Below are 15216 nucleotides of genomic sequence, written 5' to 3'. Positions count from 1 at the left end.
GCGCCACGGCACGGCTCACACCCCGCCGGGCCGCTTTCACGCATAAAAATGACCCGTAGCGGGCAGGCCTGCGCCATATCCAAATAAAAATTCCCGCTTCGCTGTGGTGTTCTTGCCGATAACGAACCAACCAGAACAATGAGGGCATCCATGCAGACCAACACCACCGGCGCCTTCCGCCGTCGATCCGCCCTGGCCCTGGCCCTGGCGCCGATCCTGTCCAGCGGCCTGGCCCTTGGCGCCCACGCGCAAACCGCCGCGCCGGATGCGCCGCAGGCCAACGCCGATGATTCAGGCGAGACGATCATCGTCACCGCGCTCAAGACCAGCCAGCGCCTGATCGACGTGCCTGCCCGGTCACCGCGCTGTCGGCCAGCACGCTTACCCAGCAGAACCTCACCAACATCCGCGATTACTTCAACCGCATCCCCGGCCTGCAATATTCCGGCCAGGCCGTGCACAGCCTGTCGCTGCGCGGCATTACCACCGGCGGGGCCACCAATCCCACGCTGGCCGTGCTGGTTGACGATGTGCCCTTCGGTTCGGCCACGGCCAACGGCGATACCGACATTCCCGATTTCGACCCGGCGATCCTTTCGCGCATCGAAGTGCTGCGCGGCCCGCAGGGCACGCTCTATGGCGCGGCCAGCCTGGGCGGCATCATCAAGTACGTGACCCAAGACCCCAGCACCACGCAATTCACCGGGCGGGTGGAAGCGGGCGTTTCAACCGTGGCCCACGGCGGCCAGGGCAATTCGCTGCGCGGCTCGTTCAACGTGCCGCTGATCAAGGACCGCGTTGCACTGGCGGTCAGCGGCTTCTATCGCCGCGATCCGGCCTGGGTGGACAATACCGACAGCAACACCGGGCAATTCCTGGCCGATGCCAACCACCAGCGCCAATGGGGCGGCCGCGCCGCGCTGCTGCTGCGCCCGGTCGATAACCTGACGATCACGCTCAGCGCCATTCGCCAGCGCCTGCGCACCGAAAACAGCGGGCTGGTAGATTTCAAGTCCGACACCGATTTCAACGGCGTCAACGCCGATCCCTATTCGGTCACCCGCGTGCTGGGCCAGCCCAGCCGCAGCCAGTTCGATGTCTATTCCGCGCGCGCCGTGCTCGATCTGGGCAAAGTCCAGGTCACCTCGGTCACCGGCTGGAATGTCAACGAATCCGTGCCCTACCAGGATCTCACCAGCATCTTCGGCGGACTGCTCGGCCGCTATTACGACGGGCTGTCCTCGGTCTTCCTGACCAATTCGCATCGCGCCGCGCGCTTTTCGCAGGAATTGCGCCTCTCGGGCAGCAGCACCGCGCTCGACTGGATGCTCGGCGGGTTCTATTCGGTCGAACACGCCAACATCTCGCAGACCATGCTGCTGATGAACGCCAGTGGCGGCCTGATCGACACGCCTTATGTCGGCGCCGGGCCTTCCACTTATCGCGAACTGGCCGCCTTCGGCACGGTGACCGGGCACCTCGCCCCCGGCTTCGATCTGCAAGTGGGCGGCCGCTATGCCCACAACAAGCAGGACAATCTCTCCACCGTCGTCACCACCGGCGTCGCGCAATATATCTTCGGCTTTTCCAGCAGCGAAGAACACCGCACGTCGGAAAGCCCGTTCACCTGGCTGGTTTCGCCCAGCTGGCACATCACGCCCGACGTGATGGTCTATGCGCGCGTGGCCAACGGCTATCGCCCTGGCGGCACCAACACCCTGGCCGATGGCGTGCCCGGCACCTATCGGTCTGACCGCGTGGTCAACTATGAAGCGGGCGCCAAGGGTTCGGTGCTGGAGGGCAAGCTCGATTTCGACCTCTCGGTGTTCCAGATCGACTGGACCCGCATCCAGTTGCAGAACACCTCTGCCAACGAGCTGACGTTCACCACCAACGGCGCCAAGGCGCGCAGCCGCGGCGTGGAACTGGCCGGAACGGTGCGGCCGTGGAAGGGCGGCGCGATCAGCGGCAATGCCACGTTCACCGATGCCGTGCTGACCCAGGCCCTGCCGGCGGCCACCGACGGCGGTTCCGCGCTGGTGGGTGCCAAGGGCGATCGCCTGCCCAATTCGGCGCGCTTTACCGCCAATATCGGGCTCGACCAGAAGGTGCCGCTGGGCGATGGCATCAGCGGCTCGCTGGGCGTGAACTATGCCTGGACGGGCAAGCGGCCGGGCGATTTCCTCAACAGCCTGGCCGCCGCGGGCCGCGAGCGCCAGATGCTGCCCAGCTATGGCCAGCTCGACGTGCGCGCCGGCGTGGCGCTGGATGCGGGGTGGAGCGTCAACGTGTTTGCCCGCAACCTGACCGACGAACGCGCCGTGCTCTATGCGATCAACCGCAACGGTACCACGGCGCCCTATGGCCGCTACATCCCGCCCCGCACGGTCGGCGTGCAGTTCGCCGGTTCCTTCTGACCGGCCAATCCCCCGAAACATTCGGGTCGCAACGGTCCGCTGCCTCCATTCCACGGAGGCAGCGGATTTGCCGTTTCAGGCCGCCGCCCGCGTTTCATACCAGCCACGCGTGGCTTTTACGGCGCCCACGATCGAGAGCATCACCGGCACTTCCACCAGCACGCCCACGACTGTTGCCAGCGCCGCCCCGGACTTGAGGCCGAACAGGCCGATCGCCGCCGCCACGGCCAGCTCGAAGAAGTTGGATGCCCCGATCAGCGCAGCAGGCGCCGCCACGCACCAGGCCACCCCCATGCGCCGCGATAGCCAATAGGCCAGCGCGGCATTGCCATAGACCTGGATCAGGATCGGCACCGCCAGCAGCGCGATCACCAGCGGCTGCGCCAGGATGGCCTGCCCCTGGAACCCGAACAGCAAGACCAGCATGGTGAGCAGCGACACCAGCGAAACCGGGCCAAGCGCCGCCAGCAGCCGCGCCAAAGCGGCCTCTCCGCCCCCGTTTAGCCCACCACGCGCCAGCACCGCCCGGCGCAACACTTGCGCCACAATCACCGGCACCACGATATAGAGCATGACCGACAAGAGCAGCGTGGCCCACGGCACCTGCACCGCTGCCACGCCCAGCAGCAGGCCGACCAGCGGCGCGAACAGGAACACCATGATCACATCGTTGAGCGCCACCTGCGAAAGCGTGAAAGTCGGCTCGCCATCGCACAAGTTGGACCAGACGAAGACCATCGCGGTGCAGGGCGCCGCCGCCAGCAGGATCAGGCCCGCGATATAGGATGGCCCCTGCCCCACCGGCAGCCACGGCGCGAACAGCCAGCCAATGAACAGCGTGCCCAGCGCGGCCATGGAAAACGGCTTGACCGCCCAGTTGATGAACAGGGTGACGCCCACCCCTTTCCAATGCTGCCGCACCGTACCCAATGCGGCAAAATCGATCTTGAGCAGCATCGGCACGATCATCAGCCAGATCAGGACGGCCACCACCAGGTTGACCTGTGCCAGTTGCGCCGCGGCGATGGCGGCAAACAGCCCCGGCACGATCTGCCCCAGGGCAATGCCGGCCACGATGCACAGCGCGACCCACAGCGAAAGATAGCGTTCGAACGTGCCCATGGCTCAGATCACCCGCTGCCCGGCGGCATCGACCACGGCCTGCCCGTCTTCCTTGGCAAACGCGCCCTGCTGCTCGGCAGGCAGCAGATCCAGCACCGCTTCGGACGGACGGCACAGTTTCACGCCCAGCGGGGAAACCACCAGCGGCCGGTTGATCAGGATCGGATGGGCGATCATCGCATCGATCAGCGCATGGTCCGTCAGCGCGGGATCATCCAGCCCCAGTTCGGCATAAGGCGTGCCTTTCTCGCGCAGCAACGCGCGCGGGGAAATCCCGGCGCGCACGATCAACTGCGTCAGCAACGCGCGCGATGGCGGGGTTTTCAGATATTCGATCACGTGCGGTTCGATCCCCGCATTGCGGATCATCGCCAGCGCATTGCGCGAGGTGCCGCATTCGGGATTGTGATAGATGACGATATCCACGCTCGTGTCTGCGTGCATTGGGCGGTTCCTTTCAGCAACAGGGAGAAAGCGCCGCAATCAGCGGCGCGCAGAGCGCGGCATTGCCCGCGCAGCAATCGGTGACCAGAAACAGCGTCAGCGCGCGCAGCCCATCCAGGTCTGCCCGATAGACGATCGTGCGCCCCTGCCGATCGGCCCGCACCAGCCCGGCTCGCGCCAGAATGCCCAGATGCGCCGACATGGTGTTCTGCGGAACATCCAGCAGCCGCGCGATCTCGCCGGCCGGCAACCCCTCGGGCTCGTGCCGCACCAGCAACCGAAACCCGTCAAGCCGCGTTCCCTGCGCCAGCGCACCCAGCGCCGCTATGGCCGAATCATTATCCATATATCCAGATTAATGGATATGTCGGGGTTTGGCCAGCCAAGCTTGCACGCCCGCCCGCCTGCAGGAGGGGCGGGGGAAGAAATTTTCCCATGAAGCTGGAAAAAGCCTACCCCGCGCGCACGCGCTCCAGCAGCAACTGGGCGGCGGCCAGGTCCTGCACCGCGTGGCCGAGCGACTTGTAAAGCGTGATATCCTGCGCGTTGCGGCGGCCGGGCACGTGGCCCAGCAGCACTTCGCCGATCTCGGCCACGATATGCGCATCGTCCACCGCGCCGGCGGCGCGGGCGACCAGGAATTCGGCGGCGGCCTCGCGGGCGTTGGCCTTGCTGTCGGCGATATAGCGCGCGGCAGCGACCAGCGGCGTGTCGGCTTCCACCGGGCCCGGCGCGCTCGATCCCACCAGGTTGACGTGGGTGCCGGGCTGCACCCATTGCCCCAGCAGGATCGGCTGGGCTGCGCCGCTCACGGTGCAGATCACGTCGGCCTGCGCCACCGCAGCTGGCGCGTCGGGTGCCACGGCCACGGGCAGGCGGTCCTGCCATTCCTGCACCACCGCCGCCGCGCGGGCGGGATCGCGGCCCCAGATCAGGATGCGCTCGAAGTGGTGGACCAGCGGCAGCGCGGCCAGGTGGGTGTGGGCCTGCCCGCCGGTGCCCATGATCAGCAACACGCGCGCATCGGCGCGAGCCAGGGCGCGGGTGGCCACGGCCGTGGCGGCGGCAGTGCGGATATGGGTCACCGCCTCGGCATCGACCACGGCCACGGGGCGGCCTTCCGTCGGCTCGAACAGGGTGATCACCCCGCGATGGCGGCGCTGGCCCGGCCGGGCGGGATCGGCGAACACGCTGATCAGCTTGGCCCCGAACATGCCATCGTCCGCCAGGCTGGCGGTCATCTGGGCAAAGGTGCGCCCTTCGCCCATGTGGATCATGGTGCGCGGCAATTGCCGCGTGGCGCCGCCCGAAAGCGCGCGCATGGCCGCCTCCATGGCCGCGATGCAGGCAGGATAATCGAGCAGGCGATGCACGCTCTCGCCATCGATGAACACCAGGTCTTGCGCCATCTTGGCCTCTTTCATGCGCGCGGCAGCGCCGCCAGGAACCGGTCTATATCGGCATCGTCGTTCTGCACCGAAGGCGTCAGGCGAAAGCGGTTGGCCGAAAGCGTCAGCTTCACCCCCGCCGCAGCCATCGCCGGGCCGATCCTGGCGCGGGCATCGGCGCAGATCGCGGTCACGATCGGGGCGCGGCATTCGCGCGGGGTCATCACCGTATAGCCACGCGCGGGCAGTTCGGCCTTGAGCAGCGCCACCAGCCCTTGCGCATGGGCCTGGATGCGCGCCACCCCCGTGGCCATGATCCAGTCGAGCGAATGGTGCAATTGCGCGATCACCGCATGGCTATGGGTGCCCAAGGCAAAGCGGCCGGTGGCATTGTCGGCAAAGGCATAGTCGGCGACCGCCGCCCCCGGCGGATCGAGCGGATAGATATGCGGCTGGAACGTATCGATACCGTAATAGCCATAGGCGCAACGCTTGAGCTGCGGCCACACATCGCGCCGCACATAGAGGAACCCCAGCCCGAAATCGCCCATCAGCCACTTGTACGAAGCGCAGGCGGCGAAATCGACGCCGCTGGCTTTCACGTCCACCGGCACGCAGCCGGCAGCATGAATCATGTCGGCATAGACCAGCGCGCCATGGGCATGGGCCAGGTCGCACACGGCTTTGAGGTCATGCTCGAACCCGTTGATCGTGGACACGTGCGAAAGCGCCACCAACCGCGCCCCGGCCGCCAGAGCCTTGGCCATGTCTTCCATGCGGATACGCCCATCCACCGCCCGCACCCAGGTGACGTCCACCCCCTGCCGCGCCATTTCTTCATACAGCGGGATGGAGCCGAAGAAATGCAGCGTGTCGGTCACCACGCGGGCGCCGCCGTTGCCCGGCAGGTCCAGCGCGCGCAGCACCATCTGCTCGGCCGCCGTGGTGCTTTGCACATACGTCACTTCATCAGGATCGGCGTTGATCAGCCGGGCGAACTTGGCCAGCAGGCCTTCCTCGTCCAGGTCATAGCCTTGCGCCGCCGGGTCCAGCCGCCGCTTGGCCAGATAGGCCTCGATCGCGGCCTGGCCGCCCAGGCTCAGCGGGTGCTGCGATCCATTGTCGAGGTAGGCAAGGCTGGTGGGCGCAAAGGCGGCGCGGGCCGGCAGCGCGGTCGCGGTTGGCGCGGTTGCCGCCGCGGCGCGCGCAGCCTGCGGGCCCGCTGCCATGCCGGCGGCCACGCCCGCGCCCAGCCCCTGAATCGCCTGGCGCCGCGTCAGCCCCGCGCCCGCCATCGCCTCTGTGCCCTGCTTGTATGCCATGTTGCCTTGCATAGCCGCCGACCGCTGCCAATTCATGCCGTTTCGCAGCGGGTTTGCGCATAACCATGCCGGGCAGCGACGGTCCGCGTCGTTCATGCAGGTAAACCATGCATTTCGTCGATATTATCTTGTGTTGTGCTGCAGCCCGGATAGCTGTTGCGCAAATTACAGGAATTTCCGCATGGCCGAACCGCTCAGCCCGATCGATCTCAAGATCCTGGACCAGATCCAGAAGGATGCCAGCCTTTCCACCACCGAACTGGCCGAAAAAGTGGGCCTGTCGCAATCGCCGTGCTGGCGGCGGCTGCAACGGCTGCGCGAGGAAGGCTATATCAAGGGCCAGGTCGCCCTGCTCGATCGCAAGCAGCTGGGCGATGCGATCATTGTCTTTGCCACGCTCAAGATGGCCGCGCTTTCCGACAAGCAGCGCGAGGATTTCCTGCGCAAGATCGAAATCACGCCCGAGATCCTGGAGTGCCACACCATTTTCGGCGAGCGCGACATCATGATCAAGGTGATCGCGCAATCGCTGGAATGGTATCAGAAATTCATCTTCAAGGTGGTGCTCAAGCTGCCCGGGGTGATCGATATCGTGTCCACCGTCACCCTTTCGGAATTGAAGCACACCACGGCCATTCCCGTGCGCGGTTTTGCCAGCGTCTGACGATCTCGGCGATCGTGCCCCCTGGATACCGGCCGGGGCAATACCCATAGACGGGAACGTTCAACACCCGTTGCCCATGGAGTGCCGCTTGTCCGATATTCTTGCCACTGCCCGCACGCGCCACACGGCCAAGGCCTATGACCCGGCACGCCGCATCAGCGACGCCGATATCGCCACGTTGGAAAACCTGCTGCGCTTCAGCCCGTCGAGCACCAATCTGCAACCCTGGCATTTCATCATTGCCGGAACCGCTCAAGGCAAGGAGCGCGTGGCCAAGGCGGCGCAGGAACGCTTTGCCTTCAATGCCAAGGCGATCCGCGATGCCTCCCACGTCGTCGTCTTTGCCAGCCTGATCGATGCCAGCGCGCAGCACATCGCCCGCATCACTGCGCAGGAAGAAGCCGACGGCCGCTTTGCCCCCGATCCCGAAGCGATGAAGGCGCGCGTCCATGCCGGTCGCCTGACCTTTTCGGGGCTGCACAAGTATGAACTGCGCGACCAGCAGCACTGGCTGGACAAGCAGGTCTACCTCAACCTCGGGCAGTTCCTGCTCGGCGCGGCGACACTGGGCATCGATGCCACGCCGATGGAAGGGGTGGACACGCGCATTCTCGACGCGGAATTTGCCTTGCGCGAAAAAGGCTTCAACAGCCTGTTCGTGGTCGCCCTGGGCTATGCCGACAAGGACGCCGATTACAACGGGCGCCTGCCCAAGTCGCGCTTGCCGCTCGAAACCATCATCACCCACGTCTGACCGGTCTGCCCGCGCCGGGTGACGGCCTGCGCCCGTCCCGGCGCGAAGGGGCACTTGCACAAGCGCGCGCGATTGCCGATGGGGGTTGGCGAGGGCACGGTGCAGATGCAAGGTAAACCCCCAATTCGATGGCCCGCGCGCGCCGGTGCCCTGGCGCTCGCGGCATGGTGCGGCGTGGCGGTGCCGGCCGCGCCCACGCCCGTCGGGCCGGCAGCGCCAACACCGCCGCCGGCCTGGATGCACCACGCCTGGACCGCGCGCGATCACGCCCCGCGCTTTGTCCAGTCGCTGGCACAGGACCGCGACGGTTTCCTGTGGATCGGCAGCGTCGAGGGGCTGTTCCGGTTCGACGGCACCACGTTCGAGCCGGTCCCGCCCCCGCCGGGCCACCCGCGCGCCGCCACGGCCGTCAGCGCCCTGGCCGCCGCGCCCGATGGCACGATCTGGCTGGGCTATGCCGGGGGCGGCGGCGTTGCCGTCTATCGCCAGGGCCGGCTGCACGATGCCGGGCGGCCGGGCAACGCCGGCGAAATCACGCGGATCGTGATCGGTGCCGACGGGCAGCCCTGGATCGCGGCGGGAGACGCCGATCATGCGGTCTATCGCCACACCCCGGCCGGCTGGCAGGCGGTAGAATCCGCAAGCTTCGACCAGCACGATACCGAACCGCAACTGCTCTCGCGCACGGGCACGCTGTGGTTCGGCACCTGGGGCGGGCCGCTGTCCTACTGGCGCGGCGGGCCAGGACCGGTGCAACCCCATGTCACGCCGTTTGCCGGGCCGGGCGGCGGGGCATTGGCGCAGACCACCGATGGCGCGCTCTACGCCATCGATAACGCCGGCCTGCGTGCCCTGCCCCCCTATGACATGGGCAGCACGGCGGCGCCGCCGCGCCCGCTGTTGGCAGCGTCCGCGCTGCCTCCGGCCGATTTCTATCGTGCAGTGGCCGATCCATTCGGCCGGATCTGGGCCACCACGTTCCTGTCAGGCGTGGTGGCGATCTGGCCGCGTACCGGCGCGCTTGAACATATCGACGAGCGCCAGGGCCTCACCTCGAACCGCGCCTCGCCCATCCTGGCTGACCGCGACGGCAATATCTGGGTCGGTACCGAACGCGGGCTCGATCGCTTTTCCCCCACCCCGCTGCGCAGCCTGGCGATGCTGGGCCCGCGCGCGGCCATGGGCATTTCCGCCGCGGCACAGGATGGCCGGGTCTATTTCGCCAATGGGCCGGCCGTGTTCGTGGCAGACGCAGGCCAAAGCCCACGCCTGCTCACGCGCCTTGGCGATGGCGTGGCCGGCCTGTGCGCGGGAAGCGGCGGCGATGTCTGGGCGATGCTGTCGGAAAGCGCGGTGGCGATTGCCGGGCCCCATCGCGGGCAGTCCCGCCGCCTGCCCGGCCATGTAACCGAACTGTTCGATTGCGCCGTGGCCCCGGACGGCGTGCTGTGGTTCACGGCCAACGGGCTTGGCCTCTCCCGTTATGTCGGCGGCCGCTGGGAAAACGTGCCGGTCGATACCCGGCTGGGCGTGCCGCAGAACCTGGCGTTCGACCGGCAGGGCCACCTGGTGATGATCCTCGGCCGGCGGGCCATCGCCCGGCTCGACCATGGCGCGCTGACCGTGTGGGACGGGGCGCGCATCGGCTTTGAACGGCCGACCTCGCTGACCGTGCGCGATGACGATGTGCTGGTGGGCGGGGGCACGGGGTTGCTGCGGCTGTCGGAAGGCAGCGTGCATATCCTGGACGTGCGCGATCACCCCTGGCTGTTCGATACGCGCGGCGCGATCAGCACGCCCGCGGGCGAAACCTGGCTGCTGGGCTATCACGGGCTCGTCCGCGTTGCCACGGCCGCACTTGACCGGGCCTTTGCCGCGCCCACCCGCCCGATTGCCCACACGACGTTCGATGAAGACGATCGCCGCATCGCGCTGCCCCAGCGCAGCGCGGCACGACAGATCGTGGGCGACGGCACCGACCGCGTCTTCGTGCTGACCCGCTCGGGCGTACTCGAAGCCCGCAGTTGGTCCAGCCCGCTGCCCGAGGCGCCGTTCCGCCTGTTCGTGCGTGCACTGGGCGCCAACGGCCGGGATTGGCCGGCCGGGCCGGACATCGCCTTGCCCCAGGGCACCAGCCAGGTCACGATCCGCTATGGCGTGCTCGATCTGGCCACGGCCAGCCAGCGGCGCTTTCGCGTGCGCCTGTCCGGACCCGCAGGACTGGACGATGCGTGGACCGCCAATGGCACGGCGCCGGAAATCTCCTATGCCAACCTGGTGCCCGGCACCTATCGGTTCGACGTGCAGACCACCGACCGGCAAGGCGAATGGCAGGCGCAAGGAGCCAGCCTGGCCTTCACCATCCGCGCCGCGTTCTGGCAGACCGTGTGGTTTCGCCTCGGGCTCGCCGCCCTGGTCCTGCTCCTGGCACGGGCGCTCTACGTTCAGCGCACCCGTGTCTTGCTGGCCCGCGCGCGCGCCAAGCGCGAAGGCCAGATGGCCGAGCGCGAGCGCATCGCGCGCGAATTGCACGACACCCTGCTGCAAGGCGTCCAGGGGTTGATGCTGCGGTTCGAAGCCGTGGCCGCACGCGGCGCACTCGATCGCGCGACGCGCGCCGAACTCGATGCCGTGCTGGAACGCGGCGACGATGTCGTTACCGCCGCGCGCGAACGGGTGATCGACTTGCGCAGCCAGACGGCCTCGGCGGTGGACCTGGCGCAGGCAATGGCGCCGATCTGCGCCGATGGCCTGGTTCCCGCGGCCAGCCTGCGCATCACCGGAAGGCCGCGCGCGATCGACGCGGCCGTGGCCGAGGATATCCTTGCCGTGGTGCAGGAAGCGCTGGTCAATGCCCGCCGCCATGCCCGCGCCCAAGGCATTGCCGTGCTGCTCCATTTCGGACCGCGCGCGCTGATCGTGCGCATTGCCGACGATGGCGTGGGCTTTGCCGGCGCCACCGGGTCTGCGCCGCAGGCGGCCCCGGGGCATTTCGGGCTGGTCGGCATGCGCGAACGCGCCCACCGCCTCAACGCGCGGATCGATATCCGCAACGGCGCAGCCGGCGGCGCGGTGGTGGAACTGCGCGTGCCGGCCGCCCTCGCCTATCGGGCGTAGCGATCGGTCGCGCGGATCAACTGGTCCAGGATTCCCGGCTCGGAAAAAGCATGGCCGGCCCCTTCGACCAGGTGAAACTCCGCCTCGGGCCAGGCCTCGTGCAGCGCCCAGGCATAATGCGCCGGACAGGGCATGTCGTATCGCCCGTGCACGATCGTGGCGGGAATGTGCCGCAACGCCTGCGCCCCGCGCAGCAGTTGCCCCGGCTCCAGCCAGCAGCCGTGGACGAAGAAATGCGTTTCGATCCGGGCAAAGGCCAGGGCGAAATGGCCGTCATCATGCTGCGCGCTGTTGCCGGCATCGGGCAGCAGGGTGATCGTCTCGCCTTCATACAGGCTCCACGCCCGCGCTGCCGCGATGCGGTCCTCCATCGACCCGGTGGTCAACCGGCGATGATAGGCACCCAGCATGTCGCCGCGCTCCTCGGGCGGGATCGGGGCGGCAAAGCGGGCATACTTGTCGGGAAACATCTGCGACACCCCGAACTGGTAGAACCAGTCCAGTTCTTCCCTGGAGCAGAGATAGATGCCGCGCAGCACCATCGCACTCACGCGCGCGGTGTGCGCCTGGGCATAGGCCAGCGCGAGCGTGGAACCCCACGATCCACCGAACACCAGCCATTGCTCCGCGCCTACCAGCGCGCGCAGCCGCTCAATGTCGGCAACCAGGTGCCAGGTGGTGTTGGCCTCCAGCCCCGCATGCGGGGTCGATCGGCCGCAGCCACGCTGGTCGAACAGCAGCACGTCATAGCGGGCCGGGTCGAACAGGCGGCGGTGGGTGGGCGAAATGCCGCCGCCGGGCCCGCCGTGCAGAAAAACGGCGGGGGTAGCGCCGGGCGTGCCACAGCGCTCGTAATAGATGTGATGGCCCTCACCGGTATCGAGCATGCCGGTTTCATAGGGTTCGATCGGGGGATAGAGCGTGCGCAACATGGCGCCTTGTTGCGCTGGCCGGCGGGCAAAATCAATCCACCCACTCGCGCTGCAGATGCCGCGCGCCCAGCAGCATCAGCACCGCGGCCAGCAGATAGAACCCCAACCCGATCTGGATCGCCTGGCGCAGCGCATCGTTGCCGAAATGCGGGGTGAGCAGGTCGGACAGCTTGCCGATCGTCAAGGAGCCCAGCCCCACCCCGATGAGGTTGTTGATCAGCAGGAACGCGGCCGAAGCCGTCGCCCGCATCGGCGCCGGCACCAGGTGTTGCACCGCCGTCAGGATCGGACCCAGCCAGATATAGACCAGTGCCTGGGGCAGCAGGAACAGCCAGAACGCCAGGCCCGCCCCGCTCGCATGCAACCCGGCCACGAACAGCGGTACCCCGGCGAGGAACGCAAGGGCCGGCACGCGGGCATAGGCCGCGCGGCTGCGCGTACCGAGCCAATCGGCCAATACGCCGCCGGCCAGCACCCCGGCCGTGCCGCCGACCAGCAGGAGCAGGCCAAAGAACTGCGAGGTTTGCACCAGATCGAGCCCGAACGAGCGCCGCATCAACGAGGGCAGCCAGAACGCCAGGCCATAGCCCATCATCGAGCACGACGCCGCGCCGAACGAGAGCAGCCAGAAACTGCGCTTGCCCGCGAGGATCGCCAGCACCGCGCGCATCGCCGGCGCCGCGCCCGGCGTGGGCCGGCGTGGGTCGCGCACGCCCCAGGCGAACAGCGGCGTGAACACCAGCCCCGCCAGCCCCACCGCCAGGAACGCCGCACGCCAGTTCACCGCTGCCGCGACATAACCACCCAGCAGGATGCCCGCGGCCGAGCCGAGCGGAATGCCCAGCGAATAGATCGCCAGCGCGCGTGCCCGGCGATGGGGCGGAAAAGTATCGGAAATCAACGCATAGGACGGCGCGACGCCGCCCGCCTCGCCCACGCCCACCCCCAGGCGGCAGGCAAACATCGCCCAAAAGCCACCCGCCAGGCCACATAACGCGGTAAAGGCGCTCCACACCGCGAGCGATGCGGCGATCACCCGCGTGCGGCCGCGCCGGTCGGCCAACCAGGCCAGCGGCAAGCCCATGGTGGAATAGAGCAAGGCAAAGGCAAAGCCGCCCAGCGCGCCCAGTTGCGTGTCGCTCAGCCCCAGGTCCGCCTTGATCGGCCCGGCAAGGATGCCCAGGATCTGCCGGTCGATGAAATTGAACGTATAGACCACCAGCAGCATCGCGAGCACAAAGGCAGGCGAGCGGACGAAGGCCGCGCGCCCCGCGGTGTCGTTGGCCAAGGCATCGTCCAGTCTTGGGGCAGCGGGCATCGTTCTCTCCCATTGAGCCTGGCAGGGGCTTGGCTGTAGCTTGCACTGCCGGTCGGTTCCGGCTTAATAGTGAAAAATGAATCATGCTTCAAATTAGAAAGCGCCCGCCCTTTGAGAAAGCAGCTGTCCATGGCTGAAACAACGATTTCTCCCGCGGCCTCCGCCGCCACGGCCGCCTCGTCTGCGCCGGCGGCTGCCCCGGCACGGGCCTCCAAAGTGCCCAAGACGGAGCGCGGGCGGCGCACCTTGCGCGCGCTGCTCAATGCCGCGGCCGAGGAATTCGGCGAAAAGGGCTTCCACGATGCGGCGATCAGCCAGATCACCGCGCGCGCCGGTGTCGCCACCGGCAGCTTCTACGTCTATTTCGATAGCAAGGAAGCGATCTTCCAGGCGCTGGTGCGCGATCTTTCGGGCCAGGTGAAGGACTTTGTCGGCCCCAGCATCGCCGCGGCGCCCAACCAGCTCGCCGCCGAGCAAGCCGGCCAGCTCGCCTACCTGAAATTCGTGCGCCAACACAAAGAGATCTACCGCATCATCGACGAATCCGAATTCGTCGATCCGGCCGCCTATCGCGAACACTACACCAATTCGGCCGCGCGCATCGCCGCCCGGCTCGAAGCGGCGGCGCAGCGCGGGGAAATTCGCGCGGGCGACAGCGAAGTGCGCGCCTGGGCGATCATGGGCATGAACGTGTTCCTGGGCCTGCGCTTTGGCGTGTGGGGCAACGAGGCACCCGAAGCGGTGGTGCAGGAGACCGGGCGGCTGCTTGCCCATGGCCTGACGCCCGCAGCAGGCGACGATGGCGGACCTGGCGAGGGCGATATGGACCGGGACGGCGCGGCATGAGCGGCTTTGCCGCCCGCCACTGGACCACGGCCGATGGCCTTGCCCTGTTCGCGCGCGATTACCCCGCCCTGCCCGGCCCGGCGCGCCTGCCGGTGGTGTGCCTCCATGGCCTCACGCGCAATTCGCGCGATTTTGCCGCGCTCGCCCCCTGGCTTGCTGCGCGCCAGCGCCGCGTGCTCGCGCTCGACATGCGCGGGCGCGGCCAATCGGCGCGCGATCCCCAGGCGCGCTATGACCTTGGCACTTATGCCGATGACGTGGTGGCGCTGCTCGATGCACTGGGCATCGCGCGGGCGCTGTTCGTCGGCACGTCGATGGGCGGGCTGATCACGGTGGAGCTGGCCACGCGCCACCCCGCGCTGGTGGCCGGCGCGGTGATCAACGACATTGGCCCGCAACTGGCGCCCCAGGGCCTGGCGCGCATTGCCGGCTATGTCGGCAAGGGCGAGCCGCTGCCCGATTGGCAGGCGGCGGCCCAGGCCTGCGCGCGCCTCAATGCCGATGTCTTTCCCCACTATGGCCCGGCGCAATGGCTGGCCATGGCCCACCGCCTGTTCCGCGAAGAACAGGGCCGGATCGTGGCCGATTACGATCCCGCCATCGCCCAGGGCTTCACCCGGATCGTGGCAGATCCCGATCCCTGGGGCAAATGGAACGCCTTTGCCCAAGATCGCCCGGTACTGTTGGTGCGCGGCACGGCAACCGATCTCCTCGCGCCAGAGGTGGCCGAGGCAATGGTTGCGGACAAGCCGCAGGCAACGCTCGCGCTGGTCCCCGGCATCGGCCATGCCCCGATGCTGGACGAACCGGCCGCCCTGGCCGCACTGGAAGTGTTCTTCGCCGGCACACCCTAGGCGGCGTGGGGATGTAGCCCACGGCAAGCCTTGCCAAA

The 15216-nt window shown here is 67.8% G+C and carries 13 protein-coding genes; 6 read left to right on the top strand and 7 right to left on the bottom strand.

Annotated features, from left to right (window positions below; translation table 11 throughout):
- Positions 1 to 365: 365 nt before the first annotated feature.
- Positions 366 to 2417, top strand: coding sequence for a TonB-dependent receptor (locus tag R9J51_RS20915; protein ID WP_432788081.1), 2052 nt, complete (start codon positions 366 to 368; stop codon positions 2415 to 2417).
- Positions 2418 to 2492: 75 nt separating this feature from the next.
- Here R9J51_RS20915 and arsB read toward each other — a convergent pair whose 3' ends face one another.
- The 5 genes from arsB to R9J51_RS20890 form a co-directional block, all read right to left on the bottom strand.
- Entirely contained in the window at positions 2493 to 3539 is a 1047-nt protein-coding gene (gene arsB, locus R9J51_RS20910; protein WP_179562631.1) for an ACR3 family arsenite efflux transporter, read from the bottom strand.
- A gap of 3 nt (positions 3540 to 3542) precedes the next feature.
- Positions 3543 to 3983: an arsenate reductase (glutaredoxin) gene (gene arsC / locus R9J51_RS20905; protein WP_169475249.1), complete on the bottom strand. Its 441-nt coding sequence runs from the start codon at positions 3981 to 3983 to the stop codon at positions 3543 to 3545.
- Between the two features lie 13 nt (positions 3984 to 3996).
- Positions 3997 to 4329 (bottom strand): ArsR/SmtB family transcription factor, encoded by a 333-nt coding sequence (locus R9J51_RS20900; RefSeq protein WP_168557436.1) that lies wholly within the window; start codon positions 4327 to 4329, stop codon positions 3997 to 3999.
- Positions 4330 to 4435: 106 nt separating this feature from the next.
- Complete coding sequence (locus R9J51_RS20895; protein ID WP_179562633.1) at positions 4436 to 5407, bottom strand: ornithine cyclodeaminase family protein; 972 nt, start codon at positions 5405 to 5407, stop codon at positions 4436 to 4438.
- Positions 5404 to 6693 (bottom strand): aminotransferase class V-fold PLP-dependent enzyme, encoded by a 1290-nt coding sequence (locus R9J51_RS20890; RefSeq protein WP_432788066.1) that lies wholly within the window; start codon positions 6691 to 6693, stop codon positions 5404 to 5406. The genes R9J51_RS20895 and R9J51_RS20890 overlap by 4 nt, the downstream gene beginning before the upstream one ends.
- A gap of 181 nt (positions 6694 to 6874) precedes the next feature.
- On the opposite strand from R9J51_RS20890, the gene R9J51_RS20885 reads away from it, so the two are divergent.
- The 3 genes from R9J51_RS20885 (at position 6875) to R9J51_RS20875 (ending at position 11228) form a co-directional block, all read left to right on the top strand.
- Positions 6875 to 7357: an Lrp/AsnC family transcriptional regulator gene (locus tag R9J51_RS20885; protein ID WP_168557438.1), complete on the top strand. Its 483-nt coding sequence runs from the start codon at positions 6875 to 6877 to the stop codon at positions 7355 to 7357.
- A gap of 88 nt (positions 7358 to 7445) precedes the next feature.
- Entirely contained in the window at positions 7446 to 8111 is a 666-nt protein-coding gene (gene nfsB / locus R9J51_RS20880; RefSeq protein ID WP_210425759.1) for an oxygen-insensitive NAD(P)H nitroreductase, read from the top strand.
- Between the two features lie 105 nt (positions 8112 to 8216).
- Positions 8217 to 11228 (top strand): sensor histidine kinase, encoded by a 3012-nt coding sequence (locus R9J51_RS20875; protein WP_179562635.1) that lies wholly within the window; start codon positions 8217 to 8219, stop codon positions 11226 to 11228.
- Here R9J51_RS20875 and pip read toward each other — a convergent pair.
- A complete protein-coding gene (gene pip / locus R9J51_RS20870; RefSeq protein WP_179562637.1) occupies positions 11216 to 12160 on the bottom strand; it encodes a prolyl aminopeptidase in 945 nt (314 codons plus the stop codon). The two genes, R9J51_RS20875 and pip, sit on opposite strands and share 13 nt — an antisense overlap.
- Before the next feature lie 31 nt (positions 12161 to 12191).
- Positions 12192 to 13388 carry a spinster family MFS transporter gene (locus tag R9J51_RS20865; RefSeq protein WP_432788080.1) on the bottom strand — a complete coding sequence of 399 codons (1197 nt, stop codon included), beginning with the start codon at positions 13386 to 13388 and terminating at the stop codon, positions 12192 to 12194.
- Between the two features lie 219 nt (positions 13389 to 13607).
- On the opposite strand from R9J51_RS20865, the gene R9J51_RS20860 reads away from it, so the two are divergent.
- Both R9J51_RS20860 and R9J51_RS20855 read left to right on the top strand, forming a co-directional pair.
- On the top strand, positions 13608 to 14324 hold the full coding sequence (locus R9J51_RS20860) for a TetR/AcrR family transcriptional regulator (protein WP_179562641.1): 717 nt from the start codon (positions 13608 to 13610) through the stop codon (positions 14322 to 14324).
- Complete coding sequence (locus tag R9J51_RS20855; RefSeq protein ID WP_179562643.1) at positions 14321 to 15178, top strand: alpha/beta fold hydrolase; 858 nt, start codon at positions 14321 to 14323, stop codon at positions 15176 to 15178. Before R9J51_RS20860 ends, R9J51_RS20855 begins: the two co-directional genes overlap by 4 nt.
- Positions 15179 to 15216 lie beyond the last annotated feature (38 nt).

It is taken from the genome of Novosphingobium rhizosphaerae (genome assembly GCF_050920675.1).
GTDB lineage: Bacteria > Pseudomonadota > Alphaproteobacteria > Sphingomonadales > Sphingomonadaceae > Novosphingobium > Novosphingobium rhizosphaerae.
Note: the sequence above shows the minus strand (reverse complement) of the source record. Positions and strands in the feature narration are given on the sequence as shown.

Coding starts and splice junctions, on each gene's coding strand:
- arsB (WP_179562631.1), bottom strand. CDS start 3,539: ATGGGCACGTTCGAACGCTATCTTTCGCTGTGGGTCGCGCTGTGCATC.
- arsC (WP_169475249.1), bottom strand. CDS start 3,983: ATGCACGCAGACACGAGCGTGGATATCGTCATCTATCACAATCCCGAA.
- R9J51_RS20900 (WP_168557436.1), bottom strand. CDS start 4,329: ATGGATAATGATTCGGCCATAGCGGCGCTGGGTGCGCTGGCGCAGGGA.
- R9J51_RS20895 (WP_179562633.1), bottom strand. CDS start 5,407: ATGAAAGAGGCCAAGATGGCGCAAGACCTGGTGTTCATCGATGGCGAG.
- R9J51_RS20890 (WP_432788066.1), bottom strand. CDS start 6,693: ATGGCATACAAGCAGGGCACAGAGGCGATGGCGGGCGCGGGGCTGACG.
- R9J51_RS20885 (WP_168557438.1), top strand. CDS start 6,875: ATGGCCGAACCGCTCAGCCCGATCGATCTCAAGATCCTGGACCAGATC.
- R9J51_RS20875 (WP_179562635.1), top strand. CDS start 8,217: ATGCAAGGTAAACCCCCAATTCGATGGCCCGCGCGCGCCGGTGCCCTG.
- pip (WP_179562637.1), bottom strand. CDS start 12,160: ATGTTGCGCACGCTCTATCCCCCGATCGAACCCTATGAAACCGGCATG.
- R9J51_RS20865 (WP_432788080.1), bottom strand. CDS start 13,388: ATGCTGCTGGTGGTCTATACGTTCAATTTCATCGACCGGCAGATCCTG.
- R9J51_RS20860 (WP_179562641.1), top strand. CDS start 13,608: ATGGCTGAAACAACGATTTCTCCCGCGGCCTCCGCCGCCACGGCCGCC.
- R9J51_RS20855 (WP_179562643.1), top strand. CDS start 14,321: ATGAGCGGCTTTGCCGCCCGCCACTGGACCACGGCCGATGGCCTTGCC.